This is a genomic window from Paenibacillus vulneris, assembly GCF_039543185.1.
Lineage (GTDB): Bacteria > Bacillota > Bacilli > Paenibacillales > NBRC-103111 > Paenibacillus_S > Paenibacillus_S vulneris.
Genome location: NZ_BAABJG010000006.1, coordinates 256,110 through 279,340 on the forward strand (window position 1 = coordinate 256,110; position 23,231 = coordinate 279,340).

General features: G+C 48.5%; 20 protein-coding genes and 1 riboswitch. Of the genes, 2 read left to right on the top strand and 18 right to left on the bottom strand.

From position 1 onward, the window contains the following. The first annotated feature begins 270 nt into the window (after positions 1-270). On the top strand, positions 271-756 hold the full coding sequence (locus ABEA66_RS06515) for a GNAT family N-acetyltransferase (protein WP_345586960.1): 486 nt from the start codon (positions 271-273) through the stop codon (positions 754-756). 86 nt (positions 757-842) lie between these two features. Here ABEA66_RS06515 and glnA read toward each other — a convergent pair whose 3' ends face one another. The 8 genes from glnA to ABEA66_RS06555 all read right to left on the bottom strand — a co-directional run bounded on the left by glnA (position 843) and on the right by ABEA66_RS06555 (position 10,170). Continuing rightward, positions 843-2,267 (bottom strand): type I glutamate--ammonia ligase, encoded by a 1,425-nt coding sequence (gene glnA, locus ABEA66_RS06520; protein ID WP_079908191.1) that lies wholly within the window; start codon positions 2,265-2,267, stop codon positions 843-845. A 251-nt stretch (positions 2,268-2,518) separates the two neighbouring features. Then, complete coding sequence (gene aroF / locus ABEA66_RS06525) at positions 2,519-3,562, bottom strand: 3-deoxy-7-phosphoheptulonate synthase (protein WP_345586961.1); 1,044 nt, start codon at positions 3,560-3,562, stop codon at positions 2,519-2,521. A gap of 156 nt (positions 3,563-3,718) precedes the next feature. Beyond that, complete coding sequence (locus ABEA66_RS06530; RefSeq protein ID WP_079908189.1) at positions 3,719-4,255, bottom strand: DUF2062 domain-containing protein; 537 nt, start codon at positions 4,253-4,255, stop codon at positions 3,719-3,721. A gap of 22 nt (positions 4,256-4,277) precedes the next feature. Continuing rightward, the gene (locus ABEA66_RS06535; RefSeq protein WP_345587378.1) at positions 4,278-5,234 is read right to left on the bottom strand and encodes a 4-hydroxy-3-methylbut-2-enyl diphosphate reductase; all 957 of its coding nucleotides are present in this window, start codon (positions 5,232-5,234) and stop codon (positions 4,278-4,280) included. A gap of 24 nt (positions 5,235-5,258) precedes the next feature. Further along, a complete protein-coding gene (locus ABEA66_RS06540) occupies positions 5,259-6,782 on the bottom strand; it encodes a sensor histidine kinase (protein WP_345586962.1) in 1,524 nt (507 codons plus the stop codon). A 1-nt stretch (position 6,783) separates the two neighbouring features. Then, the gene (locus ABEA66_RS06545; protein WP_079908186.1) at positions 6,784-7,476 is read right to left on the bottom strand and encodes a response regulator transcription factor; all 693 of its coding nucleotides are present in this window, start codon (positions 7,474-7,476) and stop codon (positions 6,784-6,786) included. 121 nt (positions 7,477-7,597) lie between these two features. Then, positions 7,598-9,157, bottom strand: a complete 1,560-nt coding sequence (locus ABEA66_RS06550) for a S1C family serine protease (RefSeq protein ID WP_345586963.1) — start codon at positions 9,155-9,157, stop codon at positions 7,598-7,600. 584 nt (positions 9,158-9,741) lie between these two features. After that, positions 9,742-10,170, bottom strand: a complete 429-nt coding sequence (locus ABEA66_RS06555) for a YugN-like family protein (RefSeq protein WP_345586964.1) — start codon at positions 10,168-10,170, stop codon at positions 9,742-9,744. Positions 10,171-10,360: 190 nt separating this feature from the next. Here ABEA66_RS06555 and ABEA66_RS06560 point away from each other — a divergent pair, with 190 nt between their 5' ends. Further along, the gene (locus tag ABEA66_RS06560) at positions 10,361-11,653 is read left to right on the top strand and encodes an ammonium transporter (RefSeq protein ID WP_079908183.1); all 1,293 of its coding nucleotides are present in this window, start codon (positions 10,361-10,363) and stop codon (positions 11,651-11,653) included. Between the two features lie 95 nt (positions 11,654-11,748). Here ABEA66_RS06560 and ABEA66_RS06565 read toward each other — a convergent pair whose 3' ends face one another. The 10 genes from ABEA66_RS06565 to metA form a co-directional block, all read right to left on the bottom strand. Further along, entirely contained in the window at positions 11,749-12,237 is a 489-nt protein-coding gene (locus tag ABEA66_RS06565; RefSeq protein WP_079908182.1) for a hypothetical protein, read from the bottom strand. Between the two features lie 241 nt (positions 12,238-12,478). After that, positions 12,479-12,829 (bottom strand): hypothetical protein, encoded by a 351-nt coding sequence (locus tag ABEA66_RS06570; protein WP_345586965.1) that lies wholly within the window; start codon positions 12,827-12,829, stop codon positions 12,479-12,481. Between the two features lie 221 nt (positions 12,830-13,050). Further along, entirely contained in the window at positions 13,051-13,179 is a 129-nt protein-coding gene (locus ABEA66_RS06575) for a hypothetical protein (RefSeq protein WP_256865182.1), read from the bottom strand. 65 nt (positions 13,180-13,244) lie between these two features. Then, complete coding sequence (locus ABEA66_RS06580) at positions 13,245-13,949, bottom strand: 3D domain-containing protein (RefSeq protein ID WP_079908181.1); 705 nt, start codon at positions 13,947-13,949, stop codon at positions 13,245-13,247. A 376-nt stretch (positions 13,950-14,325) separates the two neighbouring features. After that, a complete protein-coding gene (thrS, locus tag ABEA66_RS06585) occupies positions 14,326-16,266 on the bottom strand; it encodes a threonine--tRNA ligase (RefSeq protein ID WP_345586966.1) in 1,941 nt (646 codons plus the stop codon). 306 nt (positions 16,267-16,572) lie between these two features. Continuing rightward, complete coding sequence (ytxC, locus tag ABEA66_RS06590; protein WP_079908179.1) at positions 16,573-17,502, bottom strand: putative sporulation protein YtxC; 930 nt, start codon at positions 17,500-17,502, stop codon at positions 16,573-16,575. 224 nt (positions 17,503-17,726) lie between these two features. Next, positions 17,727-18,863: a cyclic dehypoxanthinyl futalosine synthase gene (gene mqnC / locus ABEA66_RS06595; RefSeq protein WP_192701248.1), complete on the bottom strand. Its 1,137-nt coding sequence runs from the start codon at positions 18,861-18,863 to the stop codon at positions 17,727-17,729. Positions 18,864-19,023: 160 nt separating this feature from the next. Next, on the bottom strand, positions 19,024-20,397 hold the full coding sequence (locus ABEA66_RS06600) for an EAL domain-containing protein (RefSeq protein ID WP_345586967.1): 1,374 nt from the start codon (positions 20,395-20,397) through the stop codon (positions 19,024-19,026). 233 nt (positions 20,398-20,630) lie between these two features. Then, positions 20,631-21,812, bottom strand: coding sequence for an aminotransferase class I/II-fold pyridoxal phosphate-dependent enzyme (locus ABEA66_RS06605; protein WP_345586968.1), 1,182 nt, complete (start codon positions 21,810-21,812; stop codon positions 20,631-20,633). Then, complete coding sequence (gene metA, locus ABEA66_RS06610; protein WP_079908175.1) at positions 21,809-22,735, bottom strand: homoserine O-acetyltransferase MetA; 927 nt, start codon at positions 22,733-22,735, stop codon at positions 21,809-21,811. Before metA ends, ABEA66_RS06605 begins: the two co-directional genes overlap by 4 nt. Positions 22,736-22,859: 124 nt before the next feature. Beyond that, positions 22,860-23,002, bottom strand: a riboswitch (SAM riboswitch). Positions 23,003-23,231: the final 229 nt, after the last annotated feature.

Sequence of the window (23,231 nt, forward strand, 5' to 3'; positions counted from 1 at the left end):
TTTTATGCTTCTATTATAAGGAAGATTTATTACAAATCAGTGACGCGGCGTAAAAAAGAAAAAGACCGCTTCATGAGCGGTCATAGGTTGTTGTAAAACCATATGTAGCTTGTACTATTGCCAATATACTCCGGTAGGGGTCCTAAGGGAGTCCGAATTTTTAAACGTACCTAATTCAACATCATAACTATCCGTTAAGGATAAGTCTATTCTTTTTTTCCAATTCATGTAACAATTTCAATGTATCGCATAAAAGGGAGGTTGTTTGTAATGGATCATGGTAACGTACAGGTTGTTGAGTTAAGTGAAGATATCATTCCGGAAGCAAGCCGGCTGATAGCTCAGTTCAAGAATCTGGATGTCTCTAACGAGCAACGGCTCTCAGAATGCCAAGAGACGCTGCTGCGGCTTCTCCGCTATCCGCACGCCTTCTGCTTATTGGCCCGCATCGAAGATCAGTACGCCGGATTTTTAACCTATAATCGGGGCCTCTCAACGTCAAGGGGACTGCCTATTCTACGAATTCAAGACGTGTATACCGCTCCACCTTACCGTCGGAAGGGAACAGCCAGACAGCTGCTTCTCCATGCCCGTATGATAGCTGAGAAGGCTGGAGCCAATCGGATGCAGCTGGAAACCGATCTTACTAACACAGCAGCACGACCCTTATATGAGGAGCTTGGCTTTCTATGGATGGAACAAAAGATAGTGTACATGTACCCTATGAATGGCTGGCGACGACCGGACGAAGCATGATGGGGAACTAAGACTGCAGCGGGAAGAAAAAACAGCCCCCCAAAAAGTCCGGGAGGCTGTTCTCTATATGAAGAATCAATAAGTTCTTACAGGTCGAAGTACAAGGAGTATTCATGCGGATGAATACGGATGGATACGGCTTTAGCTTCGCTGCGTTTCAAGCCGATGTAGTTATCGATGAAGTCTTTCGAGAATACGCCGCCTTCAGTCAAGAACTCATAGTCAGCTTCCAAAGCGTTAAGAGCTTCATCCAAAGTACCAGGTACGCTGCGGATTTCGCCTTTTTCTGCATCGGACAGGTCGTAGATGTTCTTGTCCAATGGGCCATAGCCAAGAGCACGAGGATCGATTTTCTTCTTGATGCCGTCCAAGCCAGCCATCAGCATAGCTGCGAATGCCAAGTAAGGGTTCGCTGTGGAGTCCGGAGTACGGAACTCGATACGACAGCCTTTTGGAGTTACAGCTGCAACCGGGATACGAACTGCCGCGGAACGGTTACCTTTGGAGAATACCAGGTTAACTGGCGCTTCATAACCAGGAACCAGACGCTTGAAGGAGTTCGTAGACGGGTTCGTCAAAGCGATCAAAGCCGGTGCATGGTACAGGATACCGCCAATGTAGTTCAAAGCCATTTCACTCAGGTTAGCGTAGCCGCCTTTTTCATAGAAAAGAGGAGTGTCGCCGTCGAAGATGGACATGTGAACGTGCATTCCGCTACCGTTGTCGCCAAACAATGGTTTAGGCATGAAGGTTGCTACTTTGCCGTATTGTCTAGCTGTGTTTTGTACGATATATTTGTATTTCATCAGGTTGTCCGCTGTTGTTGTCAATGTGTCAAAACGGAAGTTGATTTCACCTTGACCCGCCGTTGCCACTTCATGGTGATGGCGCTCGATGCGAAGACCGGATTCCATTAACAGACGGCACATTTCGCTGCGGATGTCTTGTTGTGTGTCGGTAGGACCTACTGGCACGTATCCGCCCTTGTGGCCTACTTTAAAACCAAGGTTTCCGCCTTCTTCTTTACGGTTTGAGTTCCAGTGAGCTTCTTCAGAATCAACGAAATAAGAAGCTTTGTTCTGACCGCTCTCGAAACGAACTTCGTCAAAGATGAAGAATTCGGATTCCGGAGCAAAGTTTGCTGTTGTACCTACTCCAGCTTTTTGCAAGTACTCTTCCGCTTTTTGAGCGATGCTGCGCGGGTCACGATCATAGCGCTCGCCATCTGGAGTGTGGATGTTACACATAACGATCAATGTAGGATGTGCTGTGAAAGGATCAACATATACTGTCTCGGTATCAGGAAGCATAACCATGTCAGATTCTTCAATACCTTTAAAGCCTGGGATGGAAGATCCGTCGAATGCTACCCCGTTCACAAATGTAGCTTCGTCAACTTCATTAGCCGGCAAGGAGATATGATGAGCTCTACCGTTAAGATCTACAAAACGAAAATCGACCCACTCAATGCCTTTTTCTTTAAGGATGTTTAATACGTTTTGAACTGACATGAATCGCCAACCTCCTAATTTCCGAACATTCTTCTTGGTTTGTTCGTACATTGTTCAAGTTTTTTATTTATCATGGTGTTATTATATAGCTTTTCATGAATGATCGTCAATACTTATGTGAGGTATTTTTTACGATTATGTGAGGTATCCTTACACATGCATAGGTTTTCGTTCATAATTTCGACAAAAATAGACTTGATCCCCTAGAAGCAAGGAATCAAGCCTTCTGATTTGTTAACATTCCTATTTAATTACACGTTAATTGCTTCTTTTTTTGTGTCAAACCGTTTGCCGCACAATGGAGCAAGCTTCTCCAAATCCACCATCAGCTTCGCAAATTGATCCGGGAATAACGATTGTACGCCGTCCCCTGTCATCGAATTGTCCGGATCCGTGTGCATTTCCACAATCAAGCCGTTAGCGCCTGCGGCCACGGAAGCTTTACTCATCGGCTCTACGAGCTCTCTGCGCCCTGTACCATGGCTCGGGTCTGAGATGACCGGCAAATGGCTTAAAGTTTGAAGCGCCGGGATGGCTGCCAGATCCAGCGTATTTCTCGTGTAAGGTTCGAATGTTCGGATTCCGCGCTCACAGAGCATCACATTTGGATTGCCTCCCGCCAATATGTACTCCGCCGCATTCAAAAATTCATCGTACGTGGAGCTGAACCCTCTCTTGAGCAGCACCGGCGTTTTAATAGTTCCCAGCTTGCGGAGCAGATCGAAGTTTTGCATATTCCGCGTGCCGACCTGCAGGATATCCGCATACTCGGCGCACACATCTACATACTCCGGCGTCATAACCTCCGTAATAGTCAGCAGCCCGTGCTTCTTGCCGGCTTCCGCCATCATCACGAGGCCCTCTACGCCGACGCCTTGGAAGCTGTAGGGTCCGGTTCTCGGTTTGAAAGCTCCGCCGCGCAGTACTTGAGCGCCCGCCGCTTTAACCAAACGCGCAATCTCATCGATTTGCTCCGGGGATTCTACGGCACACGGACCGCCCATAATGACGAGCTGATCTCCGCCGATCTCTACGTCCTTGATTTTAATTACGGTATTCTCAGGGTGAAAATCACGGCTCGCCAGCTTGTAGGATTTCGAAATTTTGACGACCTGCTCTACGCCGGACAGCTGGCGCAGCTGCTCGGCAAGCATCGGATCGGCTTTCCCGATGATTCCGATGACCGTACGGTCCACTCCTTTGGACACATGGGCTTGAACGTCGTGCTTTTCAATGTGCTGAACAATCTCCTGGATACGTTCTTCAGATACTTTATTAGAAATAATAACGATCATAATAGCAACACTCCCGTAAATAAAATTTAAGTTAACCTTCACGATTCAAATTCGCTGACACGCTTCAACGCTTATACGCTTTTAAGCTTTTAATCATTAAAGTAACTATACAACGAGAATAAGCTCCTCGTCAAGTGCAGGAGCTTGATTTTCTCCTCAATGCGTTGACTCAGAGCTTATCATCAATTGAGCTTTTCTCAGCTTTCGTTTTTCTTTTCTCTTGGAATGGTACATTTCAAGTCCCCAGCGAATAGGGTAATAAACAATTAATCCTAATATAATGCCTACTACGACGCCTCCAATGAACAATTTCAAGTTGGAGCGGATAAAGGCGTCCATCCAGTCGGGCAAATGATCCGCCAAAAATTTGCGCGTACCGCGCGGAAGCAGCAAGCCGCCGATCTTCATATGAAAATAGGTCATCGGGAGATAGATCACCTTCCCGAACACGAATCCTATTAAAGCCGCGGCCATACTGCCGCGAAACAAATAGACTAAAGGGAAGATAAGGAAAAAGGCCAATCCAACGGTAGGCAGCGTGAACATTTCGATTGCCAGACCGATTGAGAAACCGGCAGCTACCATACCGGGTCCTCCCTTGGCCCGGGTCAGCAGCAAATACTTCAATTTAAACCAGCGTTTAATATTCCGGAAGTGAAAAGGTTTTTTACTTTTTGCCTTCTTCAGCTGCATGTCCCTTCATCCTTACATTTTGTTATTCGTTTCCAGCCTTTTGCTTCACTGACGGAATTAATTTATTCAAATTAATCGTTCGCTTAATCTCCCAGGAAGACTCCACTTGTGGATCAAGCTGTTCCAAATAGTTTATGACTTCTTTGGTAATTGGTGTCGGCGTAGAGGCTCCGGAGGTCACCGCAATGCGTCTTACCGGCTCCAGCCATTCACGCTTGATTTCTGTAATATCCCCAATTCGGTATGCTTTCACACCTGCGATTTCCTCAGCTACCTGTGCCAGCCTATTGGAATTGTTACTGCGCGGATCCCCGACAACTAGAACAAGATCGGCATCCTTGGCCTGCTCGGCTACCGCTTCCTGACGCACTTGCGTGGCCAAACAAATCTCGTTATGAATTTCCGCCTTAGGAAATTTCTCCAACAGCCCGTTCATAATGTGTTTAATATCCCATTGGCTCATCGTCGTCTGGTTCGTAATGATGACTCTCGCGGAGTTATCCAACTCTAAACGGTCGATCTCGTCCAGACTCTCAATCAGATGAACTTGATCCGGAGCGACTCCAATAGCGCCTTCCGGCTCAGGATGGCCTTTCTTGCCAATATAAATAATGTGGTAGCCTTCCGCCGTCTTCTCCTTGATCAGATCATGCGTCTTGGTTACATCCGGACAAGTCGCATCCACCACGGTCAGCCCCTTTTCTCTTGCTAGCTGACGCACCTCAGGGGAAACTCCGTGAGCCGTAAAAATAACCGTTCCCTTGTCGACCTGCCTCAGGATGTCCAGCCGGTTCGGGCCATCCAGCGTAATAACGCCTTCTTTATCAAAATAATCCGTCACGTGGGAATTATGCACAATCATGCCTAAAATATAAACCGGTCTCGGCAGATCCAGATTTTTTGCCGTTTGCATGGCCAGCGCCATGGCATCCACAACTCCGTAGCAATAGCCCCTCGGAGAGATTTTGATCACATCCATCACTGCACCGTCCTCTCTAGTCCATTATACCTGATTCCCCGCTTCTAGGGAATGCTGCTGCTCGAATGTTGTCGATAGTATGGGCAGCCAAATAATGAAAGTGCTCCCCTCGCCCTTGCGGGTCGTTACCTCAATGGACCCTTGATGCTCGTCAATAATCCATTTGGCAATAGATAATCCGAGTCCTGTACCCGAGGTTTGCCCCCGAGATGGATCCGCCCGGTAAAAACGTTCGAAAATAAGCGGAACCTCTTCTTTATCCATGCCGATTCCCGTATCCTCTATCCGGATGCCGATCTGGTCATTCATCCTCTTGACATCCAGCTTGACCATTCCGCTTTCGGTGTATTTAAAGGCATTTTCGACAAAAATAAAGATCAGCTGCTGCAGATAATCCTTGTTACCATTGACCCTTACACCTTCCAATGCCGACAAATCGCCTGCCAACCATTCTGCTGCATGCGGCAGCAGCTGCGCCTTCCGAATGACCTGCTCGACAATCGGCTTCAAGTCAACCTCCGTCTTTTCCATCACAAAGCCTGCGTCCGCTCGGGCAAGCGCCAGCAGATCGTTCACGAGACGGGTCATTCTTTCGGACTCTCCGGCAATGTCATGCATGGCTTCGAGCGACAGCTCGAGCTGCTGTCTATCCTCAGGCGTTCCGTTAACCGCTGTCCGCTTCCACATTTTTTCCAGCAAATCCACGTTCCCACGGATGGTTGTTAGTGGAGTCCGCAGCTCGTGGGAGGCGTCGGATACGAAGCGCCTTTGCTTTCTATACGCTTCTTCCAAATCGGAATAGGTCGTCTGCAGTCTGCCCAGCATGCCGTTGATCGTGTTCGTCAGCCGTCCTATCTCATCCTCAGGACCGTCATAGTTGATTCTATTGCCCAAGTCGGTTCCTTTCTCAATCTGGTTCGCCGCGGCAATAACTTGATCGATGGGTCTGAGCGCCTTCCTGGCCATGAACCATCCGACGGATGCAGCCAGCAAAATCGTTACAACAGAGGCAAATATAAGAATCAAGCGCAGCAGGGAAAACAGCTTTTCAAAATCTCCCGTATAGACTGCAGCTTGAAATACACCCGCCAATTGCTGCTGGCCGTTTTTTAGCGCCGATATTGGCAGGCTGTACACCATAAAATCCATATTTTCGATTTTTACCCTTTGGAACAGGTTGCCCTGCTCCACCAAGGCTTGTTTTTGTTTTTCCGTCAAATCCGGCAAAGACATGCTTAGGTCCCTAAGGTTCGCGGATTGGTCCGATTTTCCATTCAGGTAATTATTCAATTGGTAAAATGTCGTTGAATTTTTGAGCAGTTCCCGTCCTTGAGGCATGAAAAAGTCCCAACTGACGCCTCCGCCCAAAGTAATGACCATTCGAGGCTGAATACGCGTGTAAACATCCTCCGTCTGATTAATCAGATTGTCTTTGTAAGTGGTGTAGTTATTATAGTAGAGCAATCCGTACAAGCCAAAGCCGAACAGCAGTACTGTGACCGACAAAATGCCCGTATACCATAAAGTCAGACGAAGACGTATGGTCACGTCATCCCTCTCCTCTCAGTACATATCCGGCGCCGCGAACGGTCTGAATAATCCGTTTGTGCCCATGCTCCTCCGTTTTTTGTCGCAGCAGCGCAATATACACCTCAAGCACGTTCGACTCACCGCTGTAATCGTATCCCCATATTTTTTCCATAATCAGATCGCGGGAAAGAACCCGCTTCGGATTTTGCATAAACAGATGCAGCAGCTCAAACTCTTTGGTCGTTAGCTCAACCAATTGTCCGCCGCGGAATACCTCACGGGTATCCAGATCCATGAAGACATCCTGGTACTGCAGCCGGTTCGTCGCCTGCTCCGGCTTCTCCGAGGCTTTTCTGCGCAGCAGCACGCGAATTCTCGCAAGCAGCTCCTCCAGGGCAAAAGGCTTCACCAAATAATCGTCCGCGCCGCTGTCGAGCCCCTTAACGCGGTCTGCGATCTCGTCTTTGGCGGTCAGCATGAGCACCGGTACGGTAGCGCCACCCTCTCGAATGCGGCGAACCACCTCCCACCCGTCCAGCTGAGGCATCATGACGTCCAGGATAACGGCATCCGGATCATGCTCCAAAATTTGCTTTAACCCATCCATACCGTGATTAGCCGTAAATACGGTGTACCCTTCAAAGGCCAGCGACCTTCTCAGCATGGATGTAATTTTCTCATCATCATCTATTACCAATATTTTTTCTCTCATCTTATAGCACCACCTTCATCCTATTGTAACAAAATCCTGCTTCCAGATACAAAAAGAAGCAGAGCTTCACGAAAGGTCGCTCTACTTCTTCTTCTGTTCTAACCTTTTTCTGTGTAGGTCTTTATTCCGTGGCGTTCTTATCTCCGACGATAACCGTCACATTTTCCTTTTTACCGTCTCGCATAATGCCAAGCGTCACTTTATCATTAACCTTCAAGGCTTTAATCTTGTCCTGCACCTCTTGTGTCGTTTTTACTTTGGCCCCGTTCACCTCTACGATAACATCGTATGGTCTCAGGCCTGCTTTAAAGGCAGGGCTTTTTCTAACGACATCCGAGATAATAGCACCGTCCGTATTTTCGAGCTTCAGCTCGGCCACCCAGTCCTTATCGATAGGAGACATGGCAACACCAATGTACGGAGATGGTTCCTTCGGAATTTTCACGTTGTTTTTCAGATTATCCAAGACACTGGAAATCGTACTGGTCGGAATCGCAAAGCCGATACCTTGAGCTTGGGCGCTGACCGCGGTATTAATTCCGATGACTTCACCGTTCAGGTTCAACAATGGACCGCCGGAGTTACCAGGGTTAATGGAAGCGTCTGTTTGCAGCAAGTGCTTGTATTCGCGCGTTCCTTGCGTATCTGGAATGGAGATCGGGCGCTCCTTCGCGCTCAATACCCCAACCGTAACGGTATGGTCAAAGCCGTATGGGTTCCCGATAGCGACAACCCAGTCACCTACATTCGTATCCTCCGCTTTACCGAGCGGCAGGGAAGCAAACTCTTTGCCGTCCGTCGATTCAATTTTCAAAGCGGCCAAGTCCAGGTCATAGCTGTTACCGAGCAGCTGAGCTTTGAACGGCTCTTGATAGCCTTGTACCGTTACCCATATTTCATCCGCGCCGTCAATCACGTGCTCATTGGTCAAGATATAGCCGGATTTTTCAAAAATAAATCCGGTACCCATTCCGCCAGGCTGCAATTGATCTGAATTACTCTTTGGCTTCTGTTGGGAACGACCGTTATCCCCGAAAAATTGACGGAAGAACGGATCATCGAAGATGGAATTGCCGCTGCTCGCTTTTGCCTTCACCTTCGTTTCAATTTTTACAACGGCCGGTCCGGATTGCTCTGCGATTTGGGCGATGTTATCCGGTCTGCCGAGACTGAGTGAGGTTGGCTTCACCGCACCGCTTCCGCTCGAGGATTGGGAAGAGGATGCACCTGAAGTCGAAGTATTGCCCATGACCCCATGAGAACCGGTGAACAGGTTCATTTTATCGGAAGCGAACATCAGGCTCCCCACTACCACGGCCCCAGCCAGGAAAGAGATGAAGGCGCTTCTGAACGAAGAGCTCCGTTTCTTTGGCTCGAACTGCCAGTTTCTCATCGGGTCCTGAGGCATTCCGCCCTCCTGTCCATTGTAAGAAAACGTACGCAGCGGCTTGGGCGGTGTCATCTCTACGCGAGTATCTCCTTCCGTGGAGCTTGCCGTCGTCGAGCCGGTCGTTTCTTCATTTCCCATAGTAGATTTATAAGGCCCATAGGAGTAATAGTATGAAGGTCTTTCCTGCTGTGCTTCATTCCGATCCGATTTATCGGCATCGTGAGAAGAGATATGGTTAGTTTCGCCGTCTTGACGACGAAAGAAGTCGTTATTATTTTTGTTATCGTCCATTGAAAAACCCTCCGTTCATATCAGGCTTTAAGGTTATCTATGCTAATTGCTATCTTTGACTATATAATGCCTTTGTAACCTTAAAGAAACCTTAAAATTATATGAATCGAAGGTAAAAAGATTTGTCAATCCCACCTAACTGATGACAATCCCCCTATATCCCCCTTGCTCTCAAGGGGGACCCCGGGCGCTGGCGCCCCTGGACCCCGCAAGCTTGCTGCAGGGAGAGGGTTGAAGCGGCTTCGATGTGACGTTGAAGGGGGGAGCGCGTCAGTCAAAGTCATGATTCGCTTCAGCAAATCATGACTTTGACACGCTTTCATCCGTGCGGGAACGGGCTGGTGCTTAGAGTGACGTTAGAGCGTTAGTAGCGCGTCTGTCCTGGACGGCTTTGCAAGCAAAGCTTCGCCCTGGACACGCTTAACGTCGGGAGCAGAACAAGGGCCTTTATTCGCTGGGCTGTTTCAATAAGAAGAGAAGCTGTTGCGGCAGCTTCTCTTCTTATTGAAATGCGCATGCTCATAGCAATTTAACTACTTGGTACTGGGTCAGCCAACAATAAATGACAATCGCTGAACCTGAACTCATGCACTACTGCCACGTCCTGACCAATTCACTTCGACCTCACGCAGAATAGCTTCCGCCTTCTTCGCCCACTCATCGCTGACGGGTGCATCCTTGTCTACGGGCTCCTGGAACTGATCGATCAACGCGCCATAGGTGTTAACCTGAGCTTCTCTATCCAAGCCTTCATTATATAAATGCTTGAGCACAAAAGGTGTGCCCATGCGAATCACGGCATCGACCGAATCCGAATTCCCATCCAATTCTCCCCTTATTACGGCAAAAGGAATGCGAAGCCACACCTTATTTTCGGTATCCAGCGCCCTGTCAAAGTAACCGTGATCGTACTCCCAATTCCCGCCTAAAGTAAATTGATGACTCTCTAAAGCTTTCCGAACTTGATCGTATGCTTCCTCCCGGTTGACCAGGGTAGAATCTAATGAAATCATGGTCCATCCTCCAGTACCTTTTAGTCATAGAATGAACGGAGCCGCTGGAATTTATCCCTTTCGAATAAAAACGATCAATCGACCTGCCATGTCATTTTATCTTACGTAGTTCGTTGACATAATTGTCATGAAAACCGTATAATGATTGGCGTAGATGGACCAATATACAGGTTACAAGGGAGTTGAACGTATGGATTTGTCCGCTTTGGCGAGTGGATTGGATACGATTTGGGTAGTCCTGACAGCGGCCATGATTCTGCTGATGGAGGGAGGCTTCGCCCTGCTGGAAGCAGGCTTCGTACGGCAGAAGAACGCAGTCAGCATCATAATGAAGGTGTTCGTGGACATTACGTTCGGCGCGCTTATTTTTTATTTCATCGGCTTTGGTCTTATGTACGGCAAAGATGCCTTCGGTCTCATCGGAACAAGCGGCTTCATGATGGGAGGAGACCTGACACACATCAAGCTTACCATCTCTAACGATACGTACTGGCTCTTCCAATGCGCCTTCGTCATCGCGGTCATTTCCATCGTATCGGGAGCCGTTGCCGAACGTATTCATTTTCACGCTTACATTCTATACACGATAGCCATGACCGGCCTCATCTACCCTATCGCCGGGCATTGGGTTTGGAGTGCGGGCGGCTGGCTCGGAAGCCTTGGAATGATCGATTTTGCCGGCTCTGCCGTCATTCACGCCATGGGCGGCTTCTCAGCCTTGGCTGCGGCCATATTCATCGGACCCCGCATCGGAAAATTTTCCGATAACGGAACACCTAACATCGTCCCTCCGTCGAACCTGCCGCTAGCCTCTGTCGGCGCATTCATTCTTTGGTTCGGCTGGTTCGGATTTAACTCCGGCAGCACGCTCAGCGCAACCAACGGCTCGATCGGCCATATCGCAGTGACCACGATGCTGGCCGCTGCAGCAGGAGGAGCAACCTGCATTCTGTTCACTTTATTCCGATACCGTAAAGCCGACCCGCCTATGGTCATTAACGGCTCCTTGGCCGGACTGGTCAGCATAACGGCCGGATGCGCCTTCGTCAGTGACGGAGCCGCCATTTTCATCGGAGCCGTCAGCGGCATTGCCATGGTATTCGCCACCGAATATTTGGATTCCAAAAAAGTCGACGATCCTGTAGGAGCTTTCGCTGTCCACGGAGTCAGCGGAAGCATTGGGACTCTGGCAGTAGGGTTATTCGCCAAACCCGAACTTACCGAAGGCATCGGCCAAGGCTACAGCGGGTTGTTTTATGGCGGAGGATGGAGCCTTCTTGGCGCGCAGGCTCTCGGTTTGGTTATCGTTTCTGTGTGGGGCTTTATTTTAACGTGGATTTCCTTGAAGCTAATTAATCGTTTAGTCCCTGTTCGGGTCAGCCGGGACGAGGAGCTTGTCGGCTTGGATGTCGGCATTCACGGCGTTCCTGCGTACAGCCAGGATCATGATTTTATTGAGCTCGAGCAGCTAAAGAAAAACTGAAATACCCTACAAACAAATTCAACGCTATTGTACTTTGCGGAATATTAAAAAGGGCTGGCAAAAAAGCACATGTGCTTTTGCCAGCCTTGTTTTTTTTATTTACTTCCGCCACTTTCCGACTTGGAAGTTACTTTTCCGTTGTTGAACGTGATTTTTACGGATCCGCCGTCTTTTAGTTTATACTCATAGGTCTGGACAGGACTGCTGCCTTCCCCTTCCGAGAACTCATTGATCAACTTACCCATTTGGCCCATCGCTTTAGAAACTTCGTCGTAGGTCATGCCCATTTCGACTTTACCATACTGATCCGTAGTAACAATCGGCTGCTCCTTAGCTCCTTTTGGAGCTTCAGGCGGTGGTGTTGGTTTACTTGCTTGATCTGCCGGCTTGTTTTTATTGGCGTCATCGCCTTTTGCTGCCGAATCCGTTGCATTAGGAGCAGTGGAAGCCTGTGGTGATGGTGACGGTGATGGTGTCTGCTGTTGATTAGGCTGAGTCGTGCCCGCCTGATCCGCTGGTTTGCTTGTACATCCTGTTGCTAATAAAGCTAAGGCAAAACATATGATGAGTACTTGGCGCATCATCAAATCCCTCCATTCAAGATTGTATTCCAGAGATGATATTGAACCCTGCAGCCGCCCGACTGAACCCATTATAACGATTTTTTTGTCGTAAAGCAAAGTCCTGTGTCGATTCCAGTTTCACCCGGCATCATGTCAATCGTCTGCACAAACAAAAACAACCCCGTCAGCATCGCTTTTAATAGCAATGCAACCGGAGCCATACAGACTGCAAACAGATGAATTTTATAACAATACACTCGGATTATATGCCCAGTTCCTTCATGAATTCTTCGCTGATAGCAACATCGTCGGACGATTCGCTGCTGTTCAGGATTGATTTCGCCTTTTCAACTTCCATGCGCAGCTGCCGAACCTGTTCCATAGGCTTTTTGACGTAGTGGATATATTCTACGGCCAGATGATGGTCCGGCTTTTTACCGGCAAAGATCCGACGAAACGACGACATAGCCCTGTAGCTCCGCTCCTCCATCAGCCGTTTTTTCTCATAGCGTTCGATAACCTGCTCGATTTCAGCAATCTGCTCTTCCTTGCGGGCTATATAAGCCTCTAAAAAAGGCAGTACTTCTGCTGTTTTCCGTCTAGTTATCGGCATTGAATTCCCCATCAATAAAGCGTCTCGCATGGGATATCACCTATCTTTTCATGTTAACTTATATTACAGTATAAAACCTATTTTACACTAAAACATCCGCTTTGAAAACCTCCAATTCAAGAACGATGTTAGGAATTCATGGGGGTTTCCTCATTATTTAAAGAAAAAGAAGCGAACGTTATGCTACGCCCGCTTCTTTATGCATTTTATCTCACATAACCTTAATATTTAGCGTTTTGGTTCGCACCTTCGTTTGCATTGTTTTGACCAGCTTGCTTCACATTTTTAGCTGTTACCTCTTGTGCAAACTCGGCATCATTTTGCTGCTTTTTATTTCTGTTCTTAGCCATGTTGTCATTCACCTCCCCTTACATCCATTAGTATGGGTTCGGTGAAAGGCTTTTATGTTGGAAGTTTAAAACAGGATCTCATTCTCCAGCTGGCTCCAAATCGTTTTCGTTATTTTGCCGTCACCTTTTTTAACGATAAACACGTTCAACGTTTTTTTGCCCCATTCCCGGTACACCTGATCCTTGGTTTCGAAATACAGATCGATTCGGTTCCCTTTGATGGCACTGCCAGTATCTGCGACAATTCCATATCCGTAACCTGGGATCCATAGCACGGTTCCAAGCGGGAACACGGCCGGGTCGGCAGCGATCGTGGAGAACGAATTTTTATCCCGCTGTACCTTCATCCCAGAGAAAGTAACCCCATATTCAGGGTGCCCCGGTGTTTTCCCGGTCGATTCCTTCCCTGCATAATAGCCGGTAGCTGTTACTTCCACGGCCTTATAGTGGGATATGTCCTTTTTCATATTTGGTAAAAAGGTATATTTGTCGCTCTTCTTATTAGAGGTAACGGTAGTGTTCTGTTTTACAGTTGTAACAGCCTTCGTCTCTTTTGCTGCGTTCTCCTCCTGCGGACGGGACAAGGATTGCGGCTCTGCAGCCGCCGGAACGTTTTGGGACAACGACGGCAAGACTTGACTGGTTTGACCATGGTCGGCAGGACCGTTTTGTGCCAAGGACTGCTGCTCTTGCTCCAGCGCCAGAAACAATCCGAGCAGTACGGCAATGAAACAGATCCATTTCGCATGACTTACGGCTTTTGGTAACATACTTGGTTTAAAACCTCCCCTTACTATAAGAGGCTAACCAATTACTACTAGGATTATACAAAAACTCCATACAAGCTGAGCAGGCACGGAACCTTTTTCTCCAAAAAAAGAACAATCCCTTGGAGGAAGGATTGTTCTTGGTTATTGAGAAACCTCAATCATATAAAAATGTAAAGGTGATAGGTGGGGTATCTCCTGTAGGAGCGATAGCGTTCGCCTTTGTTCTCGGGAAGTCTCCGCTATAAATATTAATCAATTTCCCGAGAACAACAGCGACCGGAGGGAGGTACTCCACCGGTAACCTTGGCAACATTTTCAACTTCCACAGGTTTCTCAAAACAAAACAATCCCTTCGAAAAGGGATTGTTCTGCCGCATTAATCGATTTGCTTCGTACGAATCGCTTCACTGATTAATGCAGTCGCGCTATCCAGGCTCTGAACGCCCAAATCGCCTGCGCCGCGCTTACGTACGGAGACGCTGTTATTGTTCATCTCGTTCTCGCCGACAACGAGCATGTAAGGAATTTTCTCAAGCTGCGCTTCACGAATTTTGTAACCCAACTTCTCATTGCGAAGGTCGGATTCAACACGAATACCAGCCAGCTGGAGCTTTTCTTCCACTTCTTTGGCGTAGCCCTCGAATGCGGTAGAAACCGGAATGACCTTCGCTTGTACCGGAGACAACCAGGTTGGCAGATTGCCCGCAAAGTTTTCAAGCAGGAAGGCTGTCATCCGCTCCATAGTGGAAATAATACCGCGGTGAATAACGACCGGACGATGCTTTTGACCGTCTTCGCCGACGTATTCCAATTGGAAGCGCTCAGGCAGCAGGAAGTCCAGCTGTGCAGTGGACAGCGTTTCTTCTTTCTTCAGAGCCGTCTTGATCTGAACATCCAGCTTAGGGCCGTAGAATGCGGCTTCGCCTTCCGCTTCGTAGAACGGCAGGCCCAGCTCCTCTACAACCTCGCGAAGCATGCGTTGAGACATTTCCCACATGTTATCGTCCGGGAAATACTTCTCCGTATCCGCAGGATCACGGTAGGACAAGCGGAAGCGGTAGTCCTTGATGCCGAAATCCTCATACACTTGGCGAATCAGGTTCACCACGCGGGCAAATTCTTCCTTGATTTGGTCCGGACGGCAGAAGATATGCGCATCATTCAAAGTCATCGCCCGTACACGGTGCAAGCCTGTCAAAGCTCCGGACATTTCATAACGGTGCATCGTTCCAAGCTCGGCAACGCGGATCGGCAGATCGCGATAGCTGCGCATGTCGCTCTTGTAGACCATCATATGATGCGGACAGTTCATCGGACGAAGAACCAGCTCTTCATTGTCCATGATCATTTTAGGGAACATGTCTTCCTGATAGTGCTCCCAGTGTCCGGACGTTTTGTACAGCTCCACATTGGCCAGAACCGGCGTGTACACATGTTGATAGCCCAAACGCTCCTCCAAATCAACGATATAACGCTCCATCGTACGGCGTACTTTAGCGCCATGTGGAAGCCACAGCGGCAAGCCTTGTCCTACTTCACGGGAGAAGGTGAACATTTGAAGCTCTTTACCCAGCTTGCGGTGATCGCGTTTTTTGGCTTCTTCCAGCAAGTGAAGATGCTCGTCCAATTCGGCTTTTTTAGGGAATGCAGTACCGTAAATGCGCTGAAGCATTTTGTTTTTGGAATCTCCGCGCCAGTAAGCACCAGCTACACTCAACAATTTGAACGCTTTAATACGTCCGGTAGACGGCAAGTGCGGTCCGCGGCACAAATCGAAAAATTCGCCTTGATCATAAATCGTCAGCACAGAATCTTCGGGCAAATCACGAATCAGTTCCAGTTTCAGCGGATCGCCAAGCTCTGTGAAGATGCGGATCGCTTCTTCTCTGCTGACGACTCTGCGGCGGATCGGCAGGTTCTCCTGAACGATTTTCTCCATTTCCTTCTCGATCTTCGCAAGATCCTCAGGAGTTACCGGTGTTTCCAGATCGATATCGTAGTAGAAGCCGTCCTCGATAACCGGTCCTATCCCAAGCTTCACCGCTTTTTCACCGTAAATGCGCTTAATCGCCTGAGCCATCAAGTGCGCCGTACTGTGACGGTATACTTCCAGCCCGGCCTCGCTATCCAGCGTTACGATCTCTAATGCCGCATCCTGCTCGATAGGCGTGTTCAAATCAACCGCTTTGCCGTTCAACTTGCCGACAACCGCATTTTTCTTCAGTCCGGAGCTGATAGAACCCGCTACTTCTTCAATCGTAGTGCCCTGTTCATATTCTCTTACCGCTCCATCCGGAAAAGTAACTTTTACTGCCATTTTGTTCGACCTCCTGTAATAGTAAAGCTTGCAACAAAAAAAGCGCCTCATCCCAAAAGGGACGAGAGCGCTTGGTCTCGTGGTTCCACCCTAGTTCGATCCGCCCAAAGCTCCGCGAATCCTCATAAGCATTCATTAACGGGAATGACCCGGAGATATATACTTAACGAGCATGCTTCCTGAAGCAAACTGTGTTCCATATCCCAGCTACAAAGGGGTAAATGATTGTCGTTAACTGAAGGAGCTTACAGCCAGGTCTCCTCTCTCTGTACAGCACTTCAACCATTGTTGTCTTTGATTGTTGCCTTACCCTTTATTATAGTCAGACGCTGCCGATCGGTCAAGATTGTGGCATAGTCTGCAGTATTCACAAAGCTGCACGCGATTTTCAAAGATTTGGGTAATCGTCTTGATCACCTGGACCTCCGGGTCTCTGGTGTGGATGCAGATTTGGCGCGGAGATACGGAAATCAAGGTACTGACTATGACATCTTCGAAATTGATGTCCTTCTCGATCATTTCCACAGTGAAGGTGGCGTCGGTCTGGCTTGTGTCAATGAGCTCCATTCGGTCGTTCAGCAGAACGAACTCGTTTCCGCCCTTATGTATCAGGTGGGCCGTCGGAATTTTTGCTTCCTGAATGTAAACGAAATATTTTAACAGGGAAATAAACTCTTGGTATTGCTGATCCATCAAAAACTCATCAATGGCATATTCAACCGCTTCACGAAGCTCATTCATATAGTCCTGCAACCGGAATTGAAGAAAGCCCTGAACATTCAAATCGGTATACTCCTGCAAAAACGCGCTGATGGCCTGTGCAATCATCTGCTTGCGTCTCGAAACGGATTGCTCCAAGGCAGGCTCGAATGCTTCCTCACCTTCTTCAGGAAAAGGAGCAGGACGGCAATAGCCCATGATGGATACGATATCCTCTTCCCGCTTGTAATCAAAATCACGGACAATCATGGTTCGAATCAATCGTCCCTCTTCTTCCTGAACAATCCACTCCGCCAATACCTCAGCGACCTTCGAATACAGCGCATCGGTTCTTCTATCCAATTGAAAAAGGGGAAATATCCCTTCAGCCTGTACAAAAAAGGATGTTTGATCTTGATGCAGGCGGACGGCCACATGCTGCTTATATACGCTTCTGACAGCATCCTCCACAGCCGCATGAAGCTTACGAACGGAGGGCTCCGATGTTTTCGTCAAGGTTAAGGCAAACAGCTTCATCCCATTCACTCCTTCCTTCCCTTACTTCTCTTTTTTAAGTATATGGTCGGGGGAGGGCATATATACAAACAACAATTTCCCATGGGATAGAAGTGAAAAGAAGCATAAATCGCCTGAACCAAGGCTATCCGCAGTACCCATAAGCGAAATATCCCTGTAAAGTAAAGCCTTGGATATTGCAAAAAGCCCCCATAAAGACTAACGCTTTACAGGGGCTTAAACTATTAATTCTGCATGACAAAGTCGTTGTCGACTTTCTCTTCTTCATTATCGAATACTCGCAGAATCTCGTAGCGCGTGTTGCGCTGAGCCGGGATTTTGCCCGCTTCGCGGATGATTTGCAGGGTCGAGCCGATATTGACTTTATGCGTCGTTCCTGCGGCGGAGACGACGTTCTCCTCGATCATCGTGCTTCCGAAGTCGTTGCAGCCAAAATGAAGCGACTGCTTGCCGACCTCAGGACCCATCGTCACCCACGAGGATTGGAAGTTCGGGATGTTGTCGAGCATGATGCGGCTGATCGCCACGTTCTTCAAATAGTCCTCCGGCCCGAGCTTGTCGGCCTTCAAATTGGTGTTGTCAGGCTGGAACGTCCAGGAGATAAACGCCAAAAATCCCGGAGAATTGTATTTGTTGGCGATACATTCGTCTTGTGCGTCACGAACACGAAGCAGGTGCAGCGCACGCTCTTCCATCGATTCACCGAAGCCGATAACCATGGTTGCCGTAGTGGACATTCCGATCTTGTGAGCGGTTTGCATGACGTCCATCCAATCGCGCCAGGAGCCTTTCAAACGGCTGATTTTGCGTCTTGTACGGTCATCCAGAATTTCGCCTCCGCCTCCAGGTAGCGAGTCCAGGCCGGCCATGTTCAGCTCTCTCATCACTTCTTCGAGCGTGAGCCCCCCGGATACTTCCTTCATCTTCATAATTTCGGCCGGTGAGAAGGAATGCATCGTAATGTCAAAGCGCTTCTTAATCTCGCGCAGCAGGTTCGTATAATAAGAGAACGGAAGGTTCGGGTTAGTTCCCCCCTGCATAAGAATCTCGGTTCCGTTCACATCAATGGTTTCCTGAATCTTTTGGAAAATCGTCTCATCCGGAAGCACGTAGCCCTCCGCCGAGCCCGGCGCACGATAAAATGCGCAAAAACGGCAGTATACATCACAAATGTTCGTATAGTTAATATTGCGGCCGATAACAAAGGTTGTAATCGGGTCCGGATGATGCCTCAGCATAATTTGATTAGCGACGTGGCCCATCTTTTCAATTTGATCCGATTCATATAATTGAATGCAGTCTTCGAGACTGATTCGGTTTCCGGCCAGCGCACTGTCGAGGATGCGGTCGATCGAACTCATCCGTGTTCACTCCTTTTTGCTAGCTATTGCAAAAATTATTTTGCATACGAAAAAACGTTACCATTATCGTACCACAAACGGGGAGCCTAGTCATTAAAAAAGAGACTGCCGGCCCGAGGCCAAGCCCCGTTCGGACAATCTCCTGACACACTTTTGGCAATTATGCGGGCATCATGCCCGCCTGCCGGCTGCGCTTAACCTTGGCCTTGAGCAGATCACACCGCAGAATGCGGTCCTGATCCGCCTCGAGCGGCTCCGGCTTTGCAAAATAGAAGCCCTGGCCCATCTGCACCTTCAAATCATACAGCATCTCGGCCTCTTCCGCGCGCTCCACGCCCTCGGCAATGACTTGACAGTTAATGTTCTCTGCAAAGTGAACCAGCGAGCGAAGCAGCGATTGCTTCACCGTCATTTGATCGATATTTTGAATGACCGATTTGTCGATCTTAATAATATCGGGAATGAGCTCCATAATGGATTGCAGGCTGGAATAACCGGCACCGGCATCGTCTACCGCGAACCGGAAGCCAAGCGAACGGTATTTGCTCATCAGGGCGCCCATAAAATGGAAGTCCTTAATAGCATGACGCTCCGTAATCTCAAGAACGATCTGGGAAGGCGCTACCGTCGGGTAGTCATCAAGAAGCTTCATCAAATGCTGCAGCAATAACGGATGCGACAGCGTTACAGGCGTTACATTAATGAACACCTGCTCCTTGATGCTTCGTTTGGCCACCTCCTCGAACGCTTTTTTCATAACTAAAAACTCCATTTTGGACAGCACATCCGCCTGATAAGCATAATCAAACAGCTCGGCCGGGCTGTGAAAAGGAGTGTTTTGCGGACCCCGGGTCAATATCTCCCACCCGAAGATATCCCCGCTCGTTAAATTCATAATGGGCTGTGCCAATACGGCAATATTCTCCGTCTGAATGATATCGATCAGCTGCTGTCTGGATTGGGAGAAATGAACCGGCAGCTTCTTCATAGCTATAGATAACGCGTAACGATAGGCGAATTGAATCGCCGCTTCTATATTTTCTATATCAGGACCCATCATGTAGCAGCCGGCTGAACAGGTGAGAAGCCCCTCCTGCTTGGCAAAGCCCGCGCGCAAACGTGCTTGAAGCTCCGAGCACATCTCTTGCCCTTTTTGCTGCAGCTGATCATAAGAAACACCCGGCTGCTGTTTAACGAACAGGCCGATATCCTCTTGACCGAACCGCTTGATGCCGATAATGTCCTGATGCTTGAAAAAACGCGGCAGCATGTCCAGCATCATATGATTGATCTGCTGTTGCAGCTCCTGAATGCTTGAATACGGATACGTTGAAAACAGCTGAGGAAAATCCTCCAAATGAAGCAGGATCAGATAGCAGCCTTTTCCTTTTGCACGCTGCTCTTTTGCCAATGCAGCCACCGGATCGCGCAAGGTAAAATCTGGAGGAAAATATTTTAGAGATCGGTTGGAGAAGGGTAAATAGCAGAGCATTTTGAAACGTTGTTTCCACTTATCGATAAAAAGCGACGGCATTTTCTTCCCCCTCTGCCTGCATGGACCTTTTTGAACCATCATAACATGAGACCCTGGTCATGAATAGACATAATGTCCTATAAAAAGGGAATTTCACCCAAAATAATACTTAAGAACTACCGCTGTCGAAACCTGCTGTCAAACCTTGAAAAGTTGCTGCCAGCATGCAAAAAGCCGATCCATGCGGAGCATGTACCGGCTTTTACTATAACTATGGCAAATAGTATAAGAGCTTAAGCTCCCTCAATTTCCCCCTGGGCCAAATCAATGGCTCTCGATAAGTCCGCGATCAAATCATCTACGTGCTCAATGCCTACCGAATAGCGAAGCAGACGGTCGTCTACGCCGACCTGACGGCGAATGTCTTCCGGGATATCCGCATGCGTCTGAACCGCAGGATACGTCATTAAAGATTCGACGCCGCCCAAGCTTTCAGCGAACGCGATGAGCTTAATGTGACGCAGAATCGGTTCGATATAGCAGGCATCCTTCATTTTGAAGGAGAAAATGCCGGTGTTGCCGGAGGATTGCTTCTTCTGAATCTCGTAGCCCGGGTGGCTCTCCAAAGCAGGATAATAGACGGATTCCACTTGAGGATGATTCAGCAAAAACTCGGCGATCTTCGTTGCGTTATATTGATGACGCTCCATGCGGATCGCCAATGTCTTCATGCCGCGCATCAGCAGCCAGCTGTCCTGCGGATTCAGCACCGCACCGATGGAGTTATGCAGGAACGCCATTTGCTCGGACAGCTCCTTGCCTTTGGTTACGATCAGGCCTGCAAGCACGTCGTTATGCCCACCCAAATATTTGGTCGCACTGTGTATGACGATATCGGCTCCAAGCTCGATCGGACGCTGGAAGAACGGCGTCAGCAGCGTATTGTCCACGATCGACAGGATGCCCTTTTTCTTGGCCCAGCTGCATACGAGCTCGAGATCGGTAATCATCATGAGCGGATTCGTAGGCGTTTCGATCAGCACGGCCTTCGTGTTGGAGCGATAATTCGACTCCAGTGCATCCAGATCATTCGTATCCACATAGGTAGCGGTGACGCCAAAACGGGACATGATCTTCTCCAGCAAACGGTAGGTCCCCCCATACAGATCCAGGGAAACGATCAAATGATCGCCTTGGCTGAACAAGGCAAAAATCGTTTGCAGCGCGGCCATACCGGAGCTGCAGGCGAATCCAGCGTCGCCGGACTCGAGCTCGGCAATCGCATCCTCAAGCACCTTGCGTGTCGGGCTTTTCGTACGCGCATAGTCAAAGCCTGTGCTTTGCCCCAGCTTCGGGTGACGGAAGGCAGTCGATTGGTAGATCGGGAAGCTGACCGCTCCCGTGACCGGCTCCTCCTGAGAACCGATTTGTGCTAATCGGCTCTCTATTTTTAACGGGTTGTTCTGTTCGCTCATATACTGTACTCCTCCTTGTGCAGATCAAACGGCGTCTCTTGATATACATAATAGTTCAACCAATTGGAAAACAACAGGTTCGCATGCGCTCTCCACGATACGAGCGGCGGTTTGGACGGATCGTCATTCGGGTAATAATTTTTCGGAACGGCGACCTCCATGCCCTTGTTCACGTCGCGGTCGTACTCGTATTTCAGTGTACACGCATCGTATTCCGAATGTCCGGTTACGAAGATTTGCCTGCCATCCTTCGTTCCGACGATGTATACGCCTGCCTCCGGAGATTCGGACCAAATTTCAAGCTCCGGATGTTTCTCAATATCTTCCTTGCGCACTTCGGTATGGCGGGATTGAGGCACGAAGAACAATTCATCAAAGCCGCGAAGCAGCTTCACGTTCTGGGCACTTACAATATGCGTGAACACACCGAACATTTTTTGCTCCAACGGATATTTAGGAACGCTGAAGTGGTGGTACAGGCCAGCCTGAGCCGCCCAGCATATGTGCAAGGTAGACGTGACATGATCACGGCTCCAATCCATGATTTGCTTCAGCTCTTCCCAATAGTTCACATCCTCAAAATCCAGCTGCTCTACCGGCGCTCCTGTAATGATGAGCCCGTCGAATCTTTCGTTGCGCACATCATCAAAGGTTTTATAAAACTGCTCCAGATGCTCGGCGGATGTATTCTTGGACGTATGAGACTTGGGATGCAGCAGCACGAACTCCACCTGCAGTGGGGTATTGCCGATCAGACGCAAAATTTGAGTCTCCGTCGTTTCTTTGGTAGGCATCAAATTTAATATGGCAATTCGCAACGGACGAATATCCTGGTGGAAAGCCACCGTTTCATCCATGACGAAAATGTTCTCGTTCAACAAAATTTCTTTTGCGGGTAAATGATCGGGAATTTTAATAGGCATAGGTCAATCACTCCTTTTTGATAGGTGTTACATTCGTTTAAGCTTGGAAACTCCTGCAAAAAGGCACTAAAAAAAGGCCTTTTTCGCGCGCACGAGAAAGGCCTTGTTCATTCAACAATGTCCTCTCTCATCTCTCAGAAGCTTATCGCTTCCGCAAGATTTAGCACCGTGCATACCTCCATTCGCGCCGAATAAGCGTGAATGCCGAAAGGTCTGTCGGTTGCCGGGTATCATCGGGCTAGTCCCTCCACCTGCTCTTGATAAGAGTTGCAACTTGATTTATGAAGTTGTTTATAGTCCTACTGTATACGAAAACGACGGCAACGTCAAGAAGGGAAAAATAATAACGTTTCGTAAAGCGGCCGGTTTCTATTATGCCGACACCATTGCCGTGGAATCGCATAATGTAACATAGACCTGAAAAACGATGAAAATCGTTCAATTTCACCTTGATGCATAACGAATGAACAGTTATACTAGACAAGTAATTCGACAA

Coding starts and splice junctions, on each gene's coding strand:
- ABEA66_RS06515 (WP_345586960.1), top strand. CDS start 271: ATGGATCATGGTAACGTACAGGTTGTTGAGTTAAGTGAAGATATCATT.
- glnA (WP_079908191.1), bottom strand. CDS start 2,267: ATGTCAGTTCAAAACGTATTAAACATCCTTAAAGAAAAAGGCATTGAG.
- aroF (WP_345586961.1), bottom strand. CDS start 3,562: ATGATCGTTATTATTTCTAATAAAGTATCTGAAGAACGTATCCAGGAG.
- ABEA66_RS06530 (WP_079908189.1), bottom strand. CDS start 4,255: ATGCAGCTGAAGAAGGCAAAAAGTAAAAAACCTTTTCACTTCCGGAAT.
- ABEA66_RS06535 (WP_345587378.1), bottom strand. CDS start 5,234: ATGGATGTGATCAAAATCTCTCCGAGGGGCTATTGCTACGGAGTTGTG.
- ABEA66_RS06545 (WP_079908186.1), bottom strand. CDS start 7,476: ATGAGAGAAAAAATATTGGTAATAGATGATGATGAGAAAATTACATCC.
- ABEA66_RS06550 (WP_345586963.1), bottom strand. CDS start 9,157: ATGGACGATAACAAAAATAATAACGACTTCTTTCGTCGTCAAGACGGC.
- ABEA66_RS06555 (WP_345586964.1), bottom strand. CDS start 10,170: ATGATTTCATTAGATTCTACCCTGGTCAACCGGGAGGAAGCATACGAT.
- ABEA66_RS06560 (WP_079908183.1), top strand. CDS start 10,361: ATGGATTTGTCCGCTTTGGCGAGTGGATTGGATACGATTTGGGTAGTC.
- ABEA66_RS06565 (WP_079908182.1), bottom strand. CDS start 12,237: ATGATGCGCCAAGTACTCATCATATGTTTTGCCTTAGCTTTATTAGCA.
- ABEA66_RS06570 (WP_345586965.1), bottom strand. CDS start 12,829: ATGCCGATAACTAGACGGAAAACAGCAGAAGTACTGCCTTTTTTAGAG.
- ABEA66_RS06575 (WP_256865182.1), bottom strand. CDS start 13,179: ATGGCTAAGAACAGAAATAAAAAGCAGCAAAATGATGCCGAGTTTGCA.
- ABEA66_RS06580 (WP_079908181.1), bottom strand. CDS start 13,949: ATGTTACCAAAAGCCGTAAGTCATGCGAAATGGATCTGTTTCATTGCC.
- thrS (WP_345586966.1), bottom strand. CDS start 16,266: ATGGCAGTAAAAGTTACTTTTCCGGATGGAGCGGTAAGAGAATATGAA.
- ytxC (WP_079908179.1), bottom strand. CDS start 17,502: ATGAAGCTGTTTGCCTTAACCTTGACGAAAACATCGGAGCCCTCCGTT.
- mqnC (WP_192701248.1), bottom strand. CDS start 18,863: ATGAGTTCGATCGACCGCATCCTCGACAGTGCGCTGGCCGGAAACCGA.
- ABEA66_RS06600 (WP_345586967.1), bottom strand. CDS start 20,397: ATGCCGTCGCTTTTTATCGATAAGTGGAAACAACGTTTCAAAATGCTC.
- ABEA66_RS06605 (WP_345586968.1), bottom strand. CDS start 21,812: ATGAGCGAACAGAACAACCCGTTAAAAATAGAGAGCCGATTAGCACAA.
- metA (WP_079908175.1), bottom strand. CDS start 22,735: ATGCCTATTAAAATTCCCGATCATTTACCCGCAAAAGAAATTTTGTTG.